Source organism: Albibacterium profundi, from assembly GCF_042159835.1.
Classification (GTDB): Bacteria; Bacteroidota; Bacteroidia; order Sphingobacteriales; family Sphingobacteriaceae; genus Albibacterium; species Albibacterium profundi.
The window spans coordinates 537697-555868 of the sequence record NZ_JBBVGT010000002.1 but is presented as its reverse complement, the minus strand read 5'-3'; the positions used below and the strand labels follow the sequence as shown (position 1 = coordinate 555868).

General features: G+C 40.0%; 17 protein-coding genes, 1 tRNA gene and 1 CRISPR repeat array. Of the genes, 12 read left to right on the top strand and 6 right to left on the bottom strand.

What is annotated here, in order from left to right:
- Positions 1 to 56: 56 nt before the first annotated feature.
- A complete protein-coding gene (locus tag WKR92_RS03795) occupies positions 57 to 467 on the bottom strand; it encodes an organic hydroperoxide resistance protein (RefSeq protein ID WP_375556501.1) in 411 nt (136 codons plus the stop codon).
- Positions 468 to 734: 267 nt separating this feature from the next.
- Between WKR92_RS03795 and WKR92_RS03790 the strand changes: the two genes are divergently transcribed.
- The 6 genes from WKR92_RS03790 (at position 735) to WKR92_RS03765 (ending at position 8158) form a co-directional block, all read left to right on the top strand.
- On the top strand, positions 735 to 3305 hold the full coding sequence (locus WKR92_RS03790) for a phosphoenolpyruvate carboxylase (RefSeq protein ID WP_375556500.1): 2571 nt from the start codon (positions 735 to 737) through the stop codon (positions 3303 to 3305).
- A gap of 49 nt (positions 3306 to 3354) precedes the next feature.
- Positions 3355 to 3903, top strand: coding sequence for a hypothetical protein (locus WKR92_RS03785; protein WP_375556499.1), 549 nt, complete (start codon positions 3355 to 3357; stop codon positions 3901 to 3903).
- Positions 3893 to 4924, top strand: a complete 1032-nt coding sequence (locus WKR92_RS03780) for a Gfo/Idh/MocA family oxidoreductase (protein ID WP_375556498.1) — start codon at positions 3893 to 3895, stop codon at positions 4922 to 4924. Before WKR92_RS03785 ends, WKR92_RS03780 begins: the two co-directional genes overlap by 11 nt.
- A gap of 103 nt (positions 4925 to 5027) precedes the next feature.
- The gene (gene ppk1 / locus WKR92_RS03775) at positions 5028 to 7106 is read left to right on the top strand and encodes a polyphosphate kinase 1 (RefSeq protein WP_375556497.1); all 2079 of its coding nucleotides are present in this window, start codon (positions 5028 to 5030) and stop codon (positions 7104 to 7106) included.
- Positions 7103 to 7981, top strand: coding sequence for a Ppx/GppA phosphatase family protein (locus WKR92_RS03770; protein WP_375556496.1), 879 nt, complete (start codon positions 7103 to 7105; stop codon positions 7979 to 7981). Before ppk1 ends, WKR92_RS03770 begins: the two co-directional genes overlap by 4 nt.
- An 89-nt stretch (positions 7982 to 8070) precedes the next feature.
- Positions 8071 to 8158 (top strand) — tRNA-Ser (locus WKR92_RS03765).
- 183 nt (positions 8159 to 8341) lie between these two features.
- Positions 8342 to 8700: a CRISPR direct-repeat array (repeat unit 30 nt; unit sequence ATTTCAATTCCTGTATGGTGCGATTAAAGT).
- Between the two features lie 78 nt (positions 8701 to 8778).
- On the opposite strand, the gene WKR92_RS03760 is transcribed toward WKR92_RS03765, so the two are convergent.
- Entirely contained in the window at positions 8779 to 9267 is a 489-nt protein-coding gene (locus tag WKR92_RS03760) for an acyl-CoA thioesterase (RefSeq protein WP_375556495.1), read from the bottom strand.
- Between the two features lie 70 nt (positions 9268 to 9337).
- Positions 9338 to 10168 (bottom strand): hypothetical protein, encoded by an 831-nt coding sequence (locus WKR92_RS03755; protein ID WP_375556494.1) that lies wholly within the window; start codon positions 10166 to 10168, stop codon positions 9338 to 9340.
- 201 nt (positions 10169 to 10369) lie between these two features.
- On the opposite strand from WKR92_RS03755, the gene WKR92_RS03750 reads away from it, so the two are divergent.
- Together WKR92_RS03750 and crcB are read left to right on the top strand one after the other, a co-directional pair.
- Positions 10370 to 11260, top strand: a complete 891-nt coding sequence (locus tag WKR92_RS03750; protein ID WP_375556493.1) for a collagen-like domain-containing protein — start codon at positions 10370 to 10372, stop codon at positions 11258 to 11260.
- 222 nt (positions 11261 to 11482) lie between these two features.
- Complete coding sequence (gene crcB / locus WKR92_RS03745) at positions 11483 to 11854, top strand: fluoride efflux transporter CrcB (RefSeq protein WP_375556492.1); 372 nt, start codon at positions 11483 to 11485, stop codon at positions 11852 to 11854.
- Positions 11855 to 11923: 69 nt separating this feature from the next.
- Here the strand turns inward: crcB and WKR92_RS03740 are convergent, their stop codons facing one another.
- From WKR92_RS03740 to WKR92_RS03730, 3 genes are all read right to left on the bottom strand, one after another.
- Positions 11924 to 12253 carry a DMT family transporter gene (locus WKR92_RS03740; protein ID WP_375556491.1) on the bottom strand — a complete coding sequence of 110 codons (330 nt, stop codon included), beginning with the start codon at positions 12251 to 12253 and terminating at the stop codon, positions 11924 to 11926.
- Between the two features lie 66 nt (positions 12254 to 12319).
- A complete protein-coding gene (locus WKR92_RS03735; RefSeq protein ID WP_375556490.1) occupies positions 12320 to 12883 on the bottom strand; it encodes a Crp/Fnr family transcriptional regulator in 564 nt (187 codons plus the stop codon).
- A 374-nt stretch (positions 12884 to 13257) separates the two neighbouring features.
- Positions 13258 to 14208, bottom strand: coding sequence for a sugar phosphate isomerase/epimerase family protein (locus WKR92_RS03730; RefSeq protein WP_375556489.1), 951 nt, complete (start codon positions 14206 to 14208; stop codon positions 13258 to 13260).
- A gap of 122 nt (positions 14209 to 14330) precedes the next feature.
- Here WKR92_RS03730 and WKR92_RS03725 point away from each other — a divergent pair, with 122 nt between their 5' ends.
- Genes WKR92_RS03725 through WKR92_RS03710 form a run of 4 tightly spaced genes read left to right on the top strand, consistent with a single transcriptional unit; the run spans position 14331 to position 18155 of the window.
- Positions 14331 to 14897 (top strand): porin family protein, encoded by a 567-nt coding sequence (locus WKR92_RS03725; protein ID WP_375556488.1) that lies wholly within the window; start codon positions 14331 to 14333, stop codon positions 14895 to 14897.
- 44 nt (positions 14898 to 14941) lie between these two features.
- Positions 14942 to 15523 carry an RNA polymerase sigma-70 factor gene (locus tag WKR92_RS03720; protein ID WP_375557950.1) on the top strand — a complete coding sequence of 194 codons (582 nt, stop codon included), beginning with the start codon at positions 14942 to 14944 and terminating at the stop codon, positions 15521 to 15523.
- Positions 15520 to 16494: a FecR family protein gene (locus WKR92_RS03715; protein ID WP_375556487.1), complete on the top strand. Its 975-nt coding sequence runs from the start codon at positions 15520 to 15522 to the stop codon at positions 16492 to 16494. The genes WKR92_RS03720 and WKR92_RS03715 overlap by 4 nt, the downstream gene beginning before the upstream one ends.
- The gene (locus WKR92_RS03710) at positions 16434 to 18155 is read left to right on the top strand and encodes an STN and carboxypeptidase regulatory-like domain-containing protein (RefSeq protein ID WP_375556486.1); all 1722 of its coding nucleotides are present in this window, start codon (positions 16434 to 16436) and stop codon (positions 18153 to 18155) included. The genes WKR92_RS03715 and WKR92_RS03710 overlap by 61 nt, the downstream gene beginning before the upstream one ends.
- The last annotated feature ends 17 nt before the right edge of the window (positions 18156 to 18172 follow it).

Below are 18172 nucleotides of genomic sequence, written 5' to 3'. Positions count from 1 at the left end.
GATGTCTTGAATTCTAATAGCTAGTAATACGCAAATGTACGAAAACAAGACATCAGTTACAACGCAAGCACAATCGATTCGATGTTTCCTTTTGTCGCTTTGGAATATGGGCAAACATGGTTGGCCTTTTCCGCCAAATGTTGCGCTTCTTCAATATGTATATCTGGAATATGAACATCAAGTTCGGCGGACAAAACAAAGGATTCGCCGGCTTTATTAAAAGAAACTCTCACAATCACTTCTGCCAATGATGCATCAACTCCTTCCTTTGTCGCCACGGCTATCAATGCTGATAAATAACATGTAGCCCAAGCAGCAGCAAAAAGTTGCTCAGGATTATACCCCGCTTCCTGACCTTTTAGTTCCTTAGGTCTGCGCATCTTCCAATCGATCATTCCGTCGGCAGATTTAACGTGTCCGTCCCGTCCACCCGTCGCAGTTACCTCAGCAGTATACAATTTTTCCATTTTGTTTGGTATTAATAGATAAAGCGTATCAAGTAAACAACCGCAGCTACGATTTGTTTATGAAAGACAGAAGCACAAGTTAGCAATGCTAAGTATGAATTTTTGGTTTAGTAATTTGATATTAATATTGTCCTATTAGTGATATAGTTATAACGGAATGAGGTATTAAAAATAGAATAAACAACATAAAAGGTTTTTTATTTCATTTATTTCAATTAAATTCGAAGGTTGTTAGGATTGCTAGAACTCCGATAAAACACAGATTATATGAGAATTGAAAAACAAGAAACAATCTATCAAAATGAGGTCTTGACCCGTTTTGAGCTATATAACAGCTTATTTCAAACATTACCCTTTCAGAAAATTAAGTATACGGGCGCTTTACTGCCGTTTTTCACCTTACACTGTGAGCGTGAAGTAGAGAACCAAGTAGATCCAAAAACTATTATCGAAGACTTCTTTGAAAAATATGGACAGTATCAACAAGGAATGGATAAAGTCGATCTCCTATTCCGAATTATCCAATATATCGAACGACGTGTCGTTCTTTTTGATGCTATAGAAGATGCCGCGTTTGTGAAGACAGGAAGATCTGAGGACGCTTATCTGTTAGGCAGTTTGGTTAATCAAGCAGCATCTGATGAAGATCTTAACGAAAAGATTATCGAGAAGCTAAAGAACTTCTCCTTGCGTCTGGTCTTAACAGCACACCCTACTCAGTTTTATCCGGGTGAGGTGTTGGGGATCATAACGGATCTTACACAGGCTTTGAAGAATAATGACCTAGACAATATCGTGCTTCTTTTACAGCAGTTAGGCAAAACCCCTTTTATAAAAAAGGAAAAGCCGACTCCGGTCGATGAAGCAATTAGCTTAGCATGGTTTCTTGAAAATGTTTTTTATCCAGTTATTTCTACGATTCGTAAACAACTAGGTAGTAATTTTGAGAGTCTTGAATCGAAAGATCAAATCATCCAATTAGGCTTTTGGCCGGGAGGTGACCGCGATGGTAACCCGAATGTCCGCGTCGAAAGTACTAAAGAAGTGTCTGCACTTCTTCGTACAGTTCTGTTCCGCGCTTATTATCGTGACTTCAGGGTGCTGAGAAGACGGATCACCTTCCGCGGAGTTGAACAATATATGAATAACCTTCAAAGTGTTCTCTATGACAATAGCTTTAACCCGGCAGACGAGCCTGAGAATGTAAAGCCGTATATCATTGAAAACCTTGAGGCCATTAAAGATGTGTTAACAGAGCGTCATAACGGCTTGTTTACCGAATTAGTCGACGATTTAGCTCTGAAGGTTAAGACTTTTGGGTGTTATTTTGCTAGTATAGATATTCGTCAGGATAGTAGTATTTTGCGTAAAGCACATCAGATTGTACGAGAGCAAACTTATCCGAACGCACTTAACAAGGAGCAGTTTGATGATTTATCAGAACAAGAGAAGAATGGTTCCTTGCAGTTCAAAGAAACCACATTATCCTTAGATAATATTGATGACCCTTTAGTCGCCGATACGTTCGATGTAATTAAGTACATAAAAACAATGCAGAAAGCAGGCGGCGAGTTGGCTTGTCACCGTTTTATTATTAGTAACTGCCAGCAGGCATCAGATATTCTGCAGTTAATGGAGCTTTTCTTGGCAAATGGATGGAACATAGACGAGTTGCCGATAGACTTTGTACCTCTGTTTGAAACAGTAGACGATCTGGAGCGCGCGGCAAATGTTATGAAGATGCTGTACACACATCCGGTTTATCAAAAACATATCAAAGAAAGAAAAGGTCAAACTATCATGCTTGGTTTTTCTGATAGTACAAAGGACGGTGGTTACCTAAGAGCCAACTGGTCTATTTATAAGGCGAAGATTGAATTGACTGCGGTTTCTAGAGAACATGAGGTTGACCTTACCTTCTTCGATGGAAGAGGAGGGCCTCCCGCAAGAGGTGGCGGTAAAACGCAGGCGTTTTATGCGTCCATGGGCTCTGAGGTCGAAAATAACCATATCGAATTGACAATTCAAGGGCAGACTATTAGTAGCCTTTATGGATCATTTGATACAGCTCACTATAATATTGAACAGCTACTGCAGGCAGGTCTGGCATCTACGCTAAATCCTAAACCGGGTGATACGTTAAATGATGGAGAAAAGGCCCTCATTGAAGCAATGGCCGATGTAAGTCATAAGAAATTCTTGGATTTGCGTCATCATCCTTTGTTCCTAGAGTATTTAGAAGAGAAAAGTCCTCTTAAATTCTTGTCGGAAATCAATATCAGTAGTCGACCAGTCAAAAGAAACGGAAATAGTAAACTTCGTTTGGAAGATCTCAGAGCGATCAGCTTTGTCACCTCTTGGAGTCAACTGAAACAGGGTATTCCAGGGTTCTACGGTGTTGGTTCTGCGCTTGAAAATGCAGAGAAAACTGGTAAATGGGATGATGTCCAAGCGCTTTATCGTAGTTCAGGTATGTTTAAGACGATTATTGACAATTGTTCGATGGCAATGTCTAAAATCAACTTCAATATTACTTCCCATCTGGCCGAAGACGAAAAATATGGAGACTTCTGGAAGACCATGAAGGAAGAGTACGAACGGACTAAAAAATATTTGGTTAAGATCAGTAATGGCGATAGCTTAATGGATGAGTTTCCGGTAGATCGCGACTCCATCGCTATGCGGGAACGTATTATCTTGCCGCTCGTGGTGATTCAGCATTATTCTATACAAAAGTTGAGTGAGCTCGATGAGAATGACCCACTTCACAAGGTATATTCAAAATTAATTACACGAACTATTTTTGGAATAGTGAATGCAGGAAGGAATCTGGCTTAGGTAAGTTGAATAAAATAACTAAATTTACCGCTTCAAAATACTTATTACAATGAAACAACCTGCTTTTTTTTATTCTAGTCTGCTAGCAGCGGCTTTATTCATGGGTTCTTGTGGCGATTCAAACAAGACTTTTCGGTACAATGATTATACAAAGGTAGATACAGAGGCTTATAAGGCTCTTAATATCGTATATGAAGAGGCTCTTTTCCAAGAGTATGCGGCTCTTAATTTGAACCCTAAGTCGCAAGAGTTAGCTACGAAGTATAAAGATTTAGCAAATGAAGTAGCTAGCTTGGCTATTGAATCAAACGTTATCTTGCCCGAGTTTGCAGAAGATCATTTCGATGTTAAAGCTGGTAAATCCACTGGATATCCTGTCGCAGCCGCTCCGGCTGTTGCAGATAGTTTGGCAACCGATTCGACGGTTACAAACGCCGTCGAGTCTCCGTCTGCTCCGGTACTTTCTGCTGAAAAGATGGCAGAAAAGGTAAAGCATTCTCAAGGAGAAATTGTACACCAATTGGAGAATATCAGCAGAAACACGAACACAGTTATTCAAGACTTTGCAGTAGAAAAACTAAAAGAGTTTGAACACTAATCACCCCATAAAAACCGGACTGCTATCATATGGTATGTCCGGTAAATTATTTCATGCGCCTTTTGTTGCTGAAAGCGATCGCTTTGACTTTGTCGCTGTAGTAGAACGCAGTAAGAAGGAGGTACAAAAGCGGTACCCGTCCGTAAAATCGTATGACTCGGTCGATGCCTTGATGAATGACTCGGAAATCGAGCTCGTCATCATCAATACACCGAATAACACTCATTATGAATTTACTGCCCAAGCGTTAAACGCCGGCAAAGATGTTTTAGTCGAAAAACCTTTCGTTGCAACAAGTGCGGAAGCAAAGGAGCTTTTTGAATTAGCTAAATCCCTAAATAGAAAACTGTTAATTTATCAAAATCGACGCTGGAACAGCGACTTTTTATCCGTGAAACACGTTTTGGAAAGCGGGAAGCTTGGCAAGTTAATAGAAATGCACGTACGGTTCGATCGCTATCGCGCGGAAATAGGTCCAAAAGCATTTAAAGAAAAACCGATCCCTGCTAGTGGAATCGCATACGATTTAGGATCGCACATTATTGATCAGGTTATTTACCTCTTTGGTAAACCCAGCAAAACGCTCAAAATCGGTACAAAGAATCGGGAAGGCACCCAGGTTGAGGATTACGTGCTTTTCATCCTCTCCTATGAAAACGGCGTACAAGTTTACATTACGACGAGCTATCTGGCTGCTGATCCAGGAACAGCCTACGTTCTAAATGGAAGCAAAGGCAGCTTCAAAAAAGACCGTTCCGACGTGCAAGAACAGCAATTGCTGGAAGGCATTAAACCCACAGATGCTGGATACGGTTTAGAGCCAACGGAAAGTAAGGGCAAGCTTACATACTTCATTGATGAAGAAGATAAGATGACCGAATATATTGAAGCCGACAGCGCCACGTTTATGGATTTGTTCGAATGTGTCTATCAGACGATCCGGAATGATCAAGAGTATCCAATCAAAGAAGACCAAATCATCCATCAATTGGAAGTTTTAGAGCAGCCATTTTGGAATTAATCATCTTATTATATTAAATTGCATACTGTTAATATTAACTTAACAAATACTTTATATTGCATTACAATATTTGTAATAGAACTAAAGTGTCTGTTAGTAATTTATGCAAGAAGATTCAGAATTAAAGGAAATCGACATACCCCTCGTTAATAGAGAACTGAGTTGGCTACATTTTAACGAACGGGTACTACAAGAAGCGGCGGATCCTACAGTTCCGTTAATAGAAAGGCTGCGTTTCCTTGCTATCTTCTCTTCCAATTTAGATGAGTTTTATCGAGTTCGTGTAGCAACGTTAAACCGGTTTGCGGATGTAAATGTCAAAGCGAAAGAGTTCTTAGGCTATAGCCCGAAAAAGATTCTAAAGCTCATAAAGGAACTAGTGGTCTCCCTCGAAAGACGATTCGATATACTTTACGATGAAATTATTGATCTTCTAGCGAAGGAGAAAATATTTATCATCAATGAAATGCAACTCAATGTTGCGCGCGGACAATTTGTTAGGCAATATTTTGTGGAGATTGTTCTGCCAAAGCTTGTCCCCATCATGCTTGATTATGGAAAAGTTAGCAAGCCATTTCCCGAACTGAAAGATCGGCGTATTTACTTCCTGATAAAGTTTAACTACAAGAAAAAAATAGGATATTCACTTCTGGAAGTACCGTCAAATGTTATATCGCGATTTTTAATACTCCCCAAAGAGCGAAATCTTAATTTCATTATTCTCTTAGATGACATCATCCGGTACTGCTTTGAAGAGTTGTTCTTTATCTTCAAATACGATAGTATCCAAGCGTACACTATACAGCTCACACGCGATGCAGAACTCGACCTAGATACGAATGTGAACGACGCATTTATCAACATTCTTTCATCTAGTCTTAAAAAGCGTGAGAAAGGAAAGCCAATGCGTTTACTGTATGATGCTGATATGCCGCAGGACATGTTAGATTATCTCGTTGAGAAAACCGAACTGGACTCGGACGCACTTATTCCGGGGAATCGCTATCATAACTTTAAAGATTTTATCGATTTTCCGAACGTCGGGAGTAAAGAATTAGAATATAGGTATTTACAAACACTTAAGGTTGCCAATTTTGATCTGCAAAAGAGCCTTTTCGACCAGATGAAAAAATCGGATTATCTGATTAATCTCCCTTATCAGTCCTACGATTATATTATTCATTTTCTCCGGGAGGCGGCGATTGATCCAAAAGTAGTTAACATATCCATTTCCCTTTATCGACTTGCGGAAAATTCCAATGTAATCAATGCGTTGATAAATGCTGTTAGGAATGGCAAAAAAGTCTATTGTTTCCTCGAATTAAAGGCCCGTTTTGATGAAAAAGCAAACATTGACTGGGGTGAAAAACTTACCGAGGCTGGCGTCAAAGTGTATTATGGTCAGGCGGATTATAAAGTACATGCCAAGATCTGTTTGGTTGGCCGACGTGAACAGAAAACAATAAAATATTATGCTACATTGGCTACGGGCAACTTTAACGAAAAAACCGCAGTCAAGTATTGTGATCACAATTTATTCACCGTGAATAAGTCGATTGTCAGCGACTTGAAACGGCTATTCTCTGATCTAAGACATAATAAGTACAATGATGATTATCAGTCGATCATCACCTCTCCGTTAGAAACACGATCTACGCTTAATAAGTTAATCGATCGTGAGATCGATAATGCGAAAGCCGGCAAATCCGCTGCCATGACCTTTAAGATGAATTCATTGACCGATGAATCTCTCATCCGGAAGCTCTACGAGGCAAGCAATGCCGGTGTAAAAATAGAATTGATCGTTCGAGGGATGTGTTGTTTGGTTCCAAACGTGCCCGGCTTCAGTGAAAATATCTATGTTCGTAGCATTGTTGGTCGTTATCTAGAGCATGCCCGCATTTGGATATTCCACAATAATGGAGATGAGGAATATTTTTTAAGTTCCGCAGATTTTATGAATCGTAATCTCGATAGGCGAGTAGAAGTCACCTTTCCCATTTTAGACGAGGCGATCAAAGAAGAAATTAAGCAAATTATTTATTATCAATTGAATGATAACACGAAAGCTAGGGAGATCAATGTCAATAATGACAATCGTTACCTAAGCTCAGGAGCAGGCAAGCGTTATCATGCTCAGTTAGACACCTATTTATATTTAAAAGATAAAATCAACAAATGAGATACGCAGCAATCGACATCGGATCGAATGCCGTTCGTCTGTTAATATCAGATATATCAAAAAGCGGCGGTGATTACAGTTTTAATAAAGATACCCTTGTTCGGGTTCCATTACGTTTAGGAGATGATGCTTTTTTAGATCATGAAATATCAGATAAAAAGGCCGGTTTGTTAATTAAAACAATGTCCGCTTTCCGCAACTTAATGGACGCATATGAAGTCAAGGACTACATGGCTTGTGCTACCTCTGCGATGCGCGAAGCCGACAACGGACCTGATCTTGTTAAAAGAATAAAAGAGATCGGTGTCGATTTGCAGATCATCGATGGGAAGGAAGAAGCAAAAATCATTTACTCGAACCAATTAGTTAGTAAATTGGACTCAAAAAAAACATACCTATACATCGATGTTGGAGGCGGGAGTACGGAATTGTCGATCTTAGATAAAGGTAAGGTAAAAGCTTCCCAATCGTTTAATATTGGCACGATCCGTATCCTTGACAATCAAGATAAAGAAGAAACTTGGATTGAGATGAAAAAATGGGTACGTGAGCAAACTAAAGAATTTAAAAATGTTATCGGCGTCGGTTCTGGCGGTAATATTAATAAGCTTTTCTCATTGTCAAATGAAAAGCCGGACAGTCTGCTTAGCTTTGACAAGCTTAAAGCTCTGTCAGATTATCTTAACAGCTATTCGCTTAAAGAGCGGATTACAGTTCTCGGCCTTAAGCCCGATAGAGCAGATGTGATCATACCTGCTTGTTTAATTTTTATCAGTGTCATGAAGTGGGGAAAGCTTAAAAAGATTGCTGTTCCTCGCATTGGCTTAGTTGATGGTGTTATTCAAACATTAATCGACAAAAACCTGAAAAGCTAATTGTCAATAAATGAATAGCTTATCTTCAAATGTTAAAAAAATGTATCTTAATGTTTGTAGAATTGCTTAAAGTATGTACTTTTGCCCCCGGAGAGCTGGCAGAGTGGTCGAATGCGGCGGTCTTGAAAACCGTTGTCTGTCACAGGACCGGGGGTTCGAATCCCTCGCTCTCCGCCAACACAAAAGAAGCCTTCTCGTTTTAAACGAGGGGGCTTCTTTTGTGTTGAAGCCCCCCTCACTAGGGTGGCTGCGGCCTTTGCGTGCGGGGATAGCGCGACCCAGCCAATCCCACTATGGGTTATAATTTATTTTTATTTAAATAAACCTTAAGCGTTTCTCTGTAACTACTGCCAACGGGAACTTCCAATTCCTGTATGGTGCGATTAAAGTACGGGAGTAACCTTTCGGATAACCGAGTTCAAAATAATTTCAATTCCTGTATGGTGCGATTAAAGTATGATAGACGGAATAAACTCCTTTAAGGAAGAAAATTTCAATTCCTGTATGGTGCGATTAAAGTAAGTATAGCATACATGGTTATGTTATAGAATCGGACGGATTTCAATTCCTGTATGGTGCGATTAAAGTAACAGAGCCTAAGTCCATTGTTGGAGTTTTATAACTATTTCAATTCCTGTATGGTGCGATTAAAGTGTATATCGATTAGATATTGAGGATGTTAACTATAAATTTCAATTCCTGTATGGTGCGATTAAAGTTAGTTGTAAAAGATCGCTATTTTGCCTTCGTTTAATATTTCAATTCCTGTTAAAACCGTACGAATTCACAACTAACAATCACTCCTCCTCCTCTAAATAAGGACGCATTTTTTCTCCAATAAACTTTCTCGATTCCATCAGTGTAATCGCATATTGCTCCAGTTCCTTTTCCTTATCGGTCAACGGGATCCATTTAGGGACTTTTACAGGTTTGTGGTTATCGTCAACAGCAACAAAGATAATAATGCAGTGAGTAGCTTTTTTCATTTTATCGCCTTCCAGCTCACCGGAATACACATCTACCGATAGGTGCATACTGGTATTCCCTGTATAAATCACTTTTGCTGTCAGCTCAACCATGTCGCCAATATCAATGGGTGAAAAGAAGCGGATACCCCCAACATAGAGAGTCACGCAGTAGTGACCGCTCCAACCTGCCGCACATGTATATGCCACTTGATCAATCCACTTCATGACTGCCCCACCATGAACCTTACCCCCATAGTTAACATGTTCAGGTTCTGCTAAAAAACGGAAAGTGACCTCAGATTTCTTTTTATTTTTCATATATGTTAATTTAAAAAAAATATACTACTTAAATAAGAAAGAAAAGATAATAGCCCAATGCAGACGAATCTTACCGTGCTTGCTGATAACTATAGGTATAGGTTTCGATCAGTTCACCTGTAGCTTTTTGATATACCTCTTTTGTTAGAGGATATCCCGCATTATTGTAAGTATATCGAAGTTCCCGTTCATAATCCTCCGTACCGTCTTCCAAAATAGACACAATGCGCTGATGGTTTTGAGTTCCCGGGAAGCGCCAATTGTACGGATTACCGTATTTATTTGGCCTGATCTTCCCGTCCAGGTTGCTCATAACTTCCTTGTGAAAATAATTCTCTGCCGTCACTTCAAATGAAAAAATATCTCCACTATCATTGTAGATGTAGGTCTCGGTAAATCCACCGGTTAGTTCACCTCGTGGATGAGCATATTGTACCAGTTTATTAGCCGAATACTGAAAGCTCCAATCATAAATGACCTCGTCTGGTTGGTTGGGCACACTTTCATTCATCGTCATGGGACGCCCCTGATTGTCGTGAGTTGTATATTCCGAAACTCTTATTGCGCGACCTAATTCATTTTTATCGATAACAGTCGATAAATAACCTCGCTCATTATAGGTGTACTCTATGGACGATCGTACTTCATTTTCCGTAGAATACTGTGTGTTCTTGATCAAACGATTTTGTTCATCAAAGGTATTTCGGAAGTAAGTCTTTCCATACTGTGTTTGCCTTGTATATTCAGAAACTAACAGGATGTCGCCAGGTTGAGGGTCGCTCGGGCCCTGATAACATGGACTGTCTTCACGTGTCGGATCACAGGGAATTTTATCTTTCTTACAGGAAACAGTAGCCAGTGCAATAAAGCATAGCCATACGAATTTGAAACTTGTTTTCATTTTTCAGGTATTATTGATTACGAAAGCAAAGGTATTGAGCTATGTGTCTGTAGTTTACCCCCAAAAGGGGGATATTTTATTTTACTTTTTAAAGTCTTTAAGTCTCCTCCAAAAATCCCCCTTTTGGGGGTATTGGTGAAATTGTTCGGAACATACCTTTGTTCCAACAAATTAAGTAACCAATAAAATAAATTTAGAAACATGAAAAAAACAATCATCTTACTGAGCATATTATTTGCTTTCTGCTTAGTAGCTTGTGAGAAAGGAGAAATAGGTGCGGAGGGTCCTCAGGGGCCACAAGGAGAGCAAGGCGTTCAAGGTGTCTCCGGCGCTGATGGTACCAAAATTTTGTCAGGTACAGCAGCACCTTCAGCTGATATTGGATCAGAAGGAGACTTCTATCTTCGCACAAGCAACTCTGTATTATATGGCCCTAAAACCAGCACTGGCTGGGGCACAGGCTCAAGTCTTAAAGGCTCCACAGGCGCTACCGGAGCACGCGGTCCGGCAGGTACACCAGGTACAAAAATGTTGAGTGGTACGGCAGTTCCAGCAAGTTCGGTCGGTGCGATAGGTGACTTTTACTTTCATACTACGTCCGGTATCTTATATGGTCCTAAGACCAATGCCGGTTGGGGAACAGGGATAAGTTTAAAAGGTCCGAAAGGTGACAAGGGTGATAAAGGGGACAAGGGTGATACCGGGAATGCGAATGTGCAGGTGTTCGAAATTGGCAGGAAAACCTTTACGGGGACATTACAACTCGATTTGCCTATCTCTTATGACGAAGCAATTCAAAAGAACATGCTCGTATATGTTAAATATGGAAATCCGTGGTATAATCTTCCATTTTTATACCAAAGCTTCACGGTCACCTATTCGACATTCCCATACAATAGTAGCTTCAGAGTTTCCGTTTCTGTGAGAAACCCTTCAACCTACGCTTTGCACACCAATCAGATCACTTTTGGGGGAGTAAGGGTTGTCTTCATCGAAGCTAGTGAATACACAAAAATAGCATCTGCTGGTGTCGATCTGAAAAATTTCGATGAAGTTAAAGCAGCCTTAAATATTCAATCGCGAATTGAATGATAAATAACCAGTTTAACTTTTAGTTTTCTTTTCGTTGAAGAAGGGGCTCCGAAAGGGGTCCTTTTTTCTTTCCAATTCGAGGCACTAAATTAAAGTGTCTTTTTAAAATGTTCCGGGTGTCCCGAAAAATTGAAGCTGATGGAAACAAAAAATATTCTATCGAAGCAGTATTTTCATATATTTGATCGTAATCTTTTATCAAGAGCGATTGTCAAATAAATTATGCTGAAACAGATATTACTTGTAGGATTAGGCGGCGGTATAGGAAGCATTCTGCGCTTTCTCACTTCTGTCGTCACTCAAAAGTATAACTCCAGTTTGTTTCCGCTAGCAACTTTTGCTGTGAATATCTTGGGTTGCTTTTTAATCGGACTTTTGATCGGCTCACTAAGCTCAAGCATTCAGAATAACCAAAATCTAAGACTCTTATTAATTACCGGATTTTGCGGTGGATATACAACATTCTCAACCTTTGCTTCTGAAAACTTCAGCCTCTTGCAAAATCAATATTACGGGACTGCAGCTTTATATATCGGCACTAGCATCATCGGCGGACTTATCGCAGTTTGGTTAGGTCTGACACTTGCCAAATAAATTCTCGTGCTGCTGAACTCTCGCGACCTTTTCTTAAATAATGGTGTACTAATGGATCAGATTAGCCGGCTAATGTGAAGATACCGCTTTCAGCCCGACGATTGAGGCAATCAACGTAGTAATAAAAAAGATTCGCCAGAAAGTTGCAGGTTCTTTAAAAATAAAGATACCGACTAAAACAGTCCCAACGGCTCCAATCCCCGTCCAAACGGCATATGCGGTTCCCAGTGGGAGACTCTGAGTGGCTTTGATAAGCAACACCATACTAACAACCAAAGAAACTAGAAACCCACCATACCATAGATAGGCCTCTGTTCCGGTCGACTCTTTTGCCTTTCCTAAACAGGACGTGAAACCAACTTCGAATAATCCAGCGATAATCAATATAATCCAATTCATTTTTTTATTTTTTTTCAAAGGTCAGTATTTTACAGCTACTGATCTTTTACAAATGATAAAAAAACTCTATTTAATTTCCGCTCTGATTCTGCTTAAGCTAACTTGCGTGATACCAAGATAGGAAGCAATATATCCAAGTTGAACACGGTTGATTAGGTCAGGACTTTTATCGAGTATTTCTTGATAGCGTTCGGTCGCCGTTAAAAACTGCAATGAAATCAGCCGTTCTTCGGCTTTGATAATCTCTTTTTCCGAAAATTTTCTTCCCCAATTCGCTAGATGGATGTCTTCTGTATAAAGTTGTTGTAGGCTGTCGCCCTTAATTTCGTACAAATCAGAAGCTTCTAAAAGTTCGATGTTCTCATAACTTCTTTGATTATCCACATAGCTTCTCATTGAGATAATAGCATCTCCCTCTTTCCCAAACCAGAAAGTAACCTCATTCTCTTCTACATATGAATAACCACGTGCTATTCCTTTCTTTATAAAGTATAGTTTTTTTTCAATCCTATCAGCTCTCAAAATGATATGTCCTTTTGGAAAACTAACTTCTCTTACACACTTCTTCAGCTTCTCCTTAGAAGGTTTCGGCAACGGATATATAGAGTCAAGAATTTGGTTTAAATCCATGCCACTAAAATAAGCTTTCGGATGACAATCCCGTTATTTCTTTTGAGTTAAAAATGAAAAATCAATTCTGGTAGATAAAACAAAATAAAACGCATGGTCAAGTTGCTATTCCAGCTGTTTCTTGCACATAAATTGGTGCAATTTTGCTCTGGTCTGAGACGGACTCTAGACGGACATCAAACGGACATTAGACGGACTTTAAACAGATGGGCCCGATTGATCTCCGGTGAATGTCCGTTTAATCTCCGTTGTTGCTATGTTTTAAATTGCTGTAAATTACATTTAACTATTAAGAAAGTTTAAAGGAATAAAAAAGGCGAGGTGCCAATTTCTCATTGAATCGGAACCTCGCCTTTTTTATTTTTAAGATTATCTTATTTCTTTAAAGAAAGAGAATGCACGTAATCGTTATACATGGAATCATAACAGGCTTTCAGGTCTTTTAGGTCTGGGTATTTACTTTCGTACATAAATGGGCCGGAATAACCTGTTTCATCCAAAGCGGCTATGATATCCACCCAGTTATTTTCGCCTTCACCAGAACATGGGAAAGCATGGTTCTCTTCTTTGCCGGTTCCGTCAGCAACATGAACCGTTTTAACGCGCTTTCCGAGCGCGCGAATAAGCTTTTCGGGGTTTTTAATATGGTTCATGTCGACCGCCGAATAAATGTCTTCAGGCAGACGGTTCATGATTTCTACTGCTTCCTCTACAGTTCGAAGAAGAGGACGTTCACGTTTTCCATTGGCCAATACCAGTTCGTAGCCTAACATGTTCTCAATTACCATGGTAGCATCGATGGTTTTAACATACTTGTTCAATTCAATCGCAGATTTGATAAGCTGCTGCTTTCTTTCCTCGCGCTCATTCAGACCCAGATAGAAGCTTGGGTGAAAAAGAATAATCTCTGGGTTCAGAATTTTAACATACTCCAGTACTTGTTTATGGAGTTCGATGGTTTTTGCTCGTGCCTCCTCGTTCCGCATCGAAAGGTCGATCTTATTGCTAAAAGGCATGTGAATAGACCAGATGTTAATACCTGCACCGTCGGCCGCCTTTTTGACTTCCGTAACCAATTTTAAAATTTCTTGGTGACTCTTTGTAAAGGTTAAGGTTTCTCGGTCGATTAACGCACCTACACCTATTTCGATATGGTGTATATCGGCCGATTTAGCATATTTCATGTTCTCGGCCGTAATTTTATCGATTCCCATAGCAACACCTATTTCTAATTTCTTTGGCGGTTTAGGTACTGCGATCGACAGGCTCGTTTGCCATAAAAATAAAGCACAGATTAAACAGAGGGTTATTCCGATTCTTTTCATAAGGTTCATTATTTACCTGCAAATTAGAGTTTATTATTGAATTGATTGAATTTTTTTTCACTTCGCATGGGGGTGGATCAAGTTCTTGTTGTCATATATCTAAACAGTCAAACTAAATAAAAATGAAAATGAAAACAATGAACATGTTTGTATTTGCTGCACTGATGCTAACTTCAGTACTCGTAAAGGCTCAGAGCGTAGACTTAGGTGTTAAAGCAGGTGTAAATTATGGCACGCTTCCATCTGGTATGGATGAATTAACTGACGAGGCAGGTAAATTAGGTTTCAATCTAGGTGTATTCGCCCGGGTAGGAGACGAGTTGTACTTTCAGCCGGAAGTTAACTTTTCAAGCTACAGCTCCGAGTATACCTATGCATCTGAAAAGTTTGAGCCTAAATTTCGGAACCTGAACGTGCCCCTGATGGTGGGTTACAAGATTGTGAACGAAGAAGCTTTGAAGTTTAGGGTGTCATTGGGGCCAGATCTTAATTATGCTTTAAAAGATCCAATTGCTCCTGCGGATACAGAGTATAAAAAATTCAACGCTGGTGGTGTTCTCAATGCCGGGGTTGATTTGGGAATGTTTACGATTGATGCCAGGTATAGCCGCGGTTTGACAAAAGCGAACGAGGGACTGGATCAGAAATCGGGTATTTTTAATCTATCGCTTGGATTTATTATCAGATAATTTTCATTGATTTTTTTGAATTTTGACCTAATCGGATACCTTTGGTGGATATTATCAGCAATAACTTGGTGGAAGTAAGTACGGATACAATTGACACCGCTTTTGAGGATTTATTTAAAGCTCATTTCAAAGCTTTACATGCTTATGCGTACGCGATTGTCAAAGATGAAATTATCGCCGAAGAGGTTGTTCAGTCGGTCTTCCTTAGATTATGGGAGAAACGTTCAAGTCTTACTGTCCATACATCCATTAAGGCTTTCTTGTATCGAAGTGTGTACAACGAAAGCCTTAATTATCACAAACACCAAAAAGTGAAGTCTGCTTATCATCAACATCAACGATATGTTCGTGGGAATGACTCAGGTGATGACTCAAGCAATCGTGTGCAAATGAAAGATCTAGAAGGCCGGCTAGAGTTGGCGTTGAATAAACTGCCCGAGGCTTGTCGGACTATATTTCAAATGAGTCGGTTCGAGGAGTTGAAATATCGTGAAATCGCAGAGCAATTGAACATTTCCATCAAAACCGTTGAAAATCAGATGGGCAAAGCTCTGAGGATTTTACGATTGGAGCTTGTTGACTTTTTACCAATTCTTTTTTTAATTGTTAATCTCTTCCGGCTATGAACAAACACGTGAACGATGATATATTGACCAAATACTTGGTTGGCGAGGCTAGCGAGGAAGAAAAAGCACTTGTAGAAGCTTGGATTGCGGCGAGCGAAGAGAACCAGAAACAATACCGCGATTTTAAGCTGTTGTGGGCGACTAGCGAAAAGTTGGCTCTGACAAGCAAGATTGATGAAAACTTAGCTTGGAACCGGTTCCAACAGCGCTTGGCCGACGAGAAGCCTTCTGCGGAAACAAAGAAAAGCTCTTGGTCGTGGCTGAAAGTTGCTGCGGGTATCATCTTGGTAAGTTTGGGAGCTTGGGGAGCATTTTATGCTTATAATCAATCTTCCTTAAATCAGCTTATCGTAGAAACAGGTAATTATAGCAAGATAGATACGCTGTCGGACGGTTCAGTTATTACGCTCAACCGTCATAGTAAAGTTCAATATCCAACGCACTTTGCGAATAAACATCGAACCGTTAAGTTAATCGAAGGTGAAGCGTTCTTTGATGTGGCACCAGATGCGAACAAGCCTTTTCATGTTATTATTAATGATATTGACGTTAAAGTAGTAGGTACCTCTTTCAATATTAAAATCAATGAAGAGACAACTGAATTAATCGTTGAGACCGGCGTGGTCGAAGTTCGTAAAGAACATGTTGTTGTGCGTTTGAAACGGGATGAAACTGTAGAGATTGATCGAGATTCACATGACCTTAAGAAAGGTTCGGTGCAGGATCAATTGTATAAATACTATCGAAATAATAAATTAATTGCAGATGGTACACCTTTGTACAGAGTGGTGGATGTGTTAAATGATGCATATGACGTCCATATCGTCATCGAAGGTGTGGAATTAGAAAATTTAGAATTAAATACAACGCTTACGTACAATAATTCGATTCGGTCGAATTTAGATCTTATATGCGAGACTTTCGGAATCAAAATGAAGAAAAGAGGAGAGCAGATCGTACTTTACAAATAAGGCTATTCGTCCTCCTTTTCTTTGCTCTTTTTTCGCTACCGAGCTTTGCTCAGAACTACCTTTCTACTTTGATATCAATCGATGCTAAGGAAGAAAGGTTAGACTCCTTATTGGCACAGATTAGCAGGATAGGTGGCTTTTATTTTTCTTATAGTAGCGATGCATTGCCGAAAGACAGCTTGGTGAGTATGTCGGTTCGTCAAGAACCCGTTGAAAAAATATTGAACATGCTTTTGAAAGGCGACTATGAGTATAAAGAGACACCCAATTATGTTATACTCCGATTAGCGCCGAACCGTTTGCAACTGGTTTCTGAAGATAATCATGAATATGGGAAAATTCATACGATAACTGGGCATGTAATTGATGATGTGACTGGCGAGCGAATTGCTCATGCCAGTGTCTATGAGAAGCGCTTGCTTCTTTCTACCTTGACCGATAAGAATGGCTATTTCAGTCTCAAAGTCAAGAATCCGGTCACCAGCTTATCTATTACCGTCAGTAAGGAATATTATCGGGATACTACGGTGGTTCTCTTAGCTCCGGTATTGGTTGGAAAGAGTGATCAAAATTATGGGTATCACGCTGGTTCCGACTTGAATGCAGCTGAACGCACGGGCGTAGGTCGCTTCCTCGTTTCCTCTAAACAGAAGCTTCAAAGTTTAAATTTGGGCGGCTTCTTTGCGAACTCGCCGGTGCAGACTTCGCTCACGCCTGGTTTGAGTACGCACGGATCATTGAGTGGTCAGGTAGTGCCTAAAGTTTCTATTAACATGATAGGGGGCTATACCTTTGGTGTAGAAGGTGTCGAATTGGGGGGTGCTTTTAATATTAATAAATCGGATGTTCGCGTTGTACAGGCCGCCGGTATTTTTAATCTGGTAGGGGGCGGTATGCGCGGTGTGCAATTAGCCGGAATCAGCAATACGGTTATGGACAGTGTTATTGGTCTGCAAGCTAGTGGATTGTATAATCACAATTTAAAAAATGTAAAGGGTGTATTGATGTCTGGAGGAATCAATTTGGTACACGGAAATGTAGATGGTGTACAGATCGCAGGTTTAGCTAATATTACTCATGGCGAGGTTCAAGGATCGCAATTTGGAGCATTTAATTATGCCAAGAAGATCAGCGGCCTTCAGGTTGGTCTAGTCAATATCGCGGATACTAGTTCGGGTGTGAGCATAGGACTGCTCAATTTTATTAAAGGGGGCTATCATCGTTTGTCTGTCTCAAATAATGAATTTACACACGTGAATGTGGAATACCAATCAGGGGTTGCTGGCTTTTACACGGTTCTGAAAGTAGGAATGAGTGTAGTGCCTAACCAAAAGATGTTTCTTTTAGGCGGAGGTTTCGGACGTGATTTCCTCTTTAACGACCACTTCTCTTTAGGGAGTCAGTTGACCTCACAAAATGCCTATCTGGGCAATTGGAATGAGTTGAGTAATTTATACCGAGCTAAATTAGTTGCCAATTTTAGACTTTCGAAGAACCTTGAGATTTATGCAGGTCCGGCTTTGAATGTTTTTGTAGATGATCGGAGCGAAGAGGTTGCTAGGTATAAAAATTATTTTCCATTTCAAAACTATGACGGCAAGCGTTTTAATGCCAAAACAAATGCTTGGATAGGTTGGGATATAGGCGTTACCTTATTTTAATTGAACGTAACATAGGG

What these genes read in the sequence shown, in the direction of transcription:
- WKR92_RS03795 (WP_375556501.1), bottom strand. Translation starts at nt 467, where the DNA reads ATGGAAAAATTGTATACTGCTGAGGTAACTGCGACGGGTGGACGGGAC.
- WKR92_RS03750 (WP_375556493.1), top strand. Translation starts at nt 10,370, where the DNA reads ATGAAAAAAACAATCATCTTACTGAGCATATTATTTGCTTTCTGCTTA.
- WKR92_RS03725 (WP_375556488.1), top strand. Translation starts at nt 14,331, where the DNA reads ATGAAAATGAAAACAATGAACATGTTTGTATTTGCTGCACTGATGCTA.
- WKR92_RS03785 (WP_375556499.1), top strand. Translation starts at nt 3,355, where the DNA reads ATGAAACAACCTGCTTTTTTTTATTCTAGTCTGCTAGCAGCGGCTTTA.
- WKR92_RS03760 (WP_375556495.1), bottom strand. Translation starts at nt 9,267, where the DNA reads ATGAAAAATAAAAAGAAATCTGAGGTCACTTTCCGTTTTTTAGCAGAA.
- WKR92_RS03735 (WP_375556490.1), bottom strand. Translation starts at nt 12,883, where the DNA reads ATGGATTTAAACCAAATTCTTGACTCTATATATCCGTTGCCGAAACCT.
- WKR92_RS03715 (WP_375556487.1), top strand. Translation starts at nt 15,520, where the DNA reads ATGAACAAACACGTGAACGATGATATATTGACCAAATACTTGGTTGGC.
- WKR92_RS03740 (WP_375556491.1), bottom strand. Translation starts at nt 12,253, where the DNA reads ATGAATTGGATTATATTGATTATCGCTGGATTATTCGAAGTTGGTTTC.
- crcB (WP_375556492.1), top strand. Translation starts at nt 11,483, where the DNA reads ATGCTGAAACAGATATTACTTGTAGGATTAGGCGGCGGTATAGGAAGC.
- WKR92_RS03710 (WP_375556486.1), top strand. Translation starts at nt 16,434, where the DNA reads ATGCGAGACTTTCGGAATCAAAATGAAGAAAAGAGGAGAGCAGATCGT.
- ppk1 (WP_375556497.1), top strand. Translation starts at nt 5,028, where the DNA reads ATGCAAGAAGATTCAGAATTAAAGGAAATCGACATACCCCTCGTTAAT.
- WKR92_RS03755 (WP_375556494.1), bottom strand. Translation starts at nt 10,168, where the DNA reads ATGAAAACAAGTTTCAAATTCGTATGGCTATGCTTTATTGCACTGGCT.
- WKR92_RS03790 (WP_375556500.1), top strand. Translation starts at nt 735, where the DNA reads ATGAGAATTGAAAAACAAGAAACAATCTATCAAAATGAGGTCTTGACC.
- WKR92_RS03730 (WP_375556489.1), bottom strand. Translation starts at nt 14,208, where the DNA reads ATGAAAAGAATCGGAATAACCCTCTGTTTAATCTGTGCTTTATTTTTA.
- WKR92_RS03770 (WP_375556496.1), top strand. Translation starts at nt 7,103, where the DNA reads ATGAGATACGCAGCAATCGACATCGGATCGAATGCCGTTCGTCTGTTA.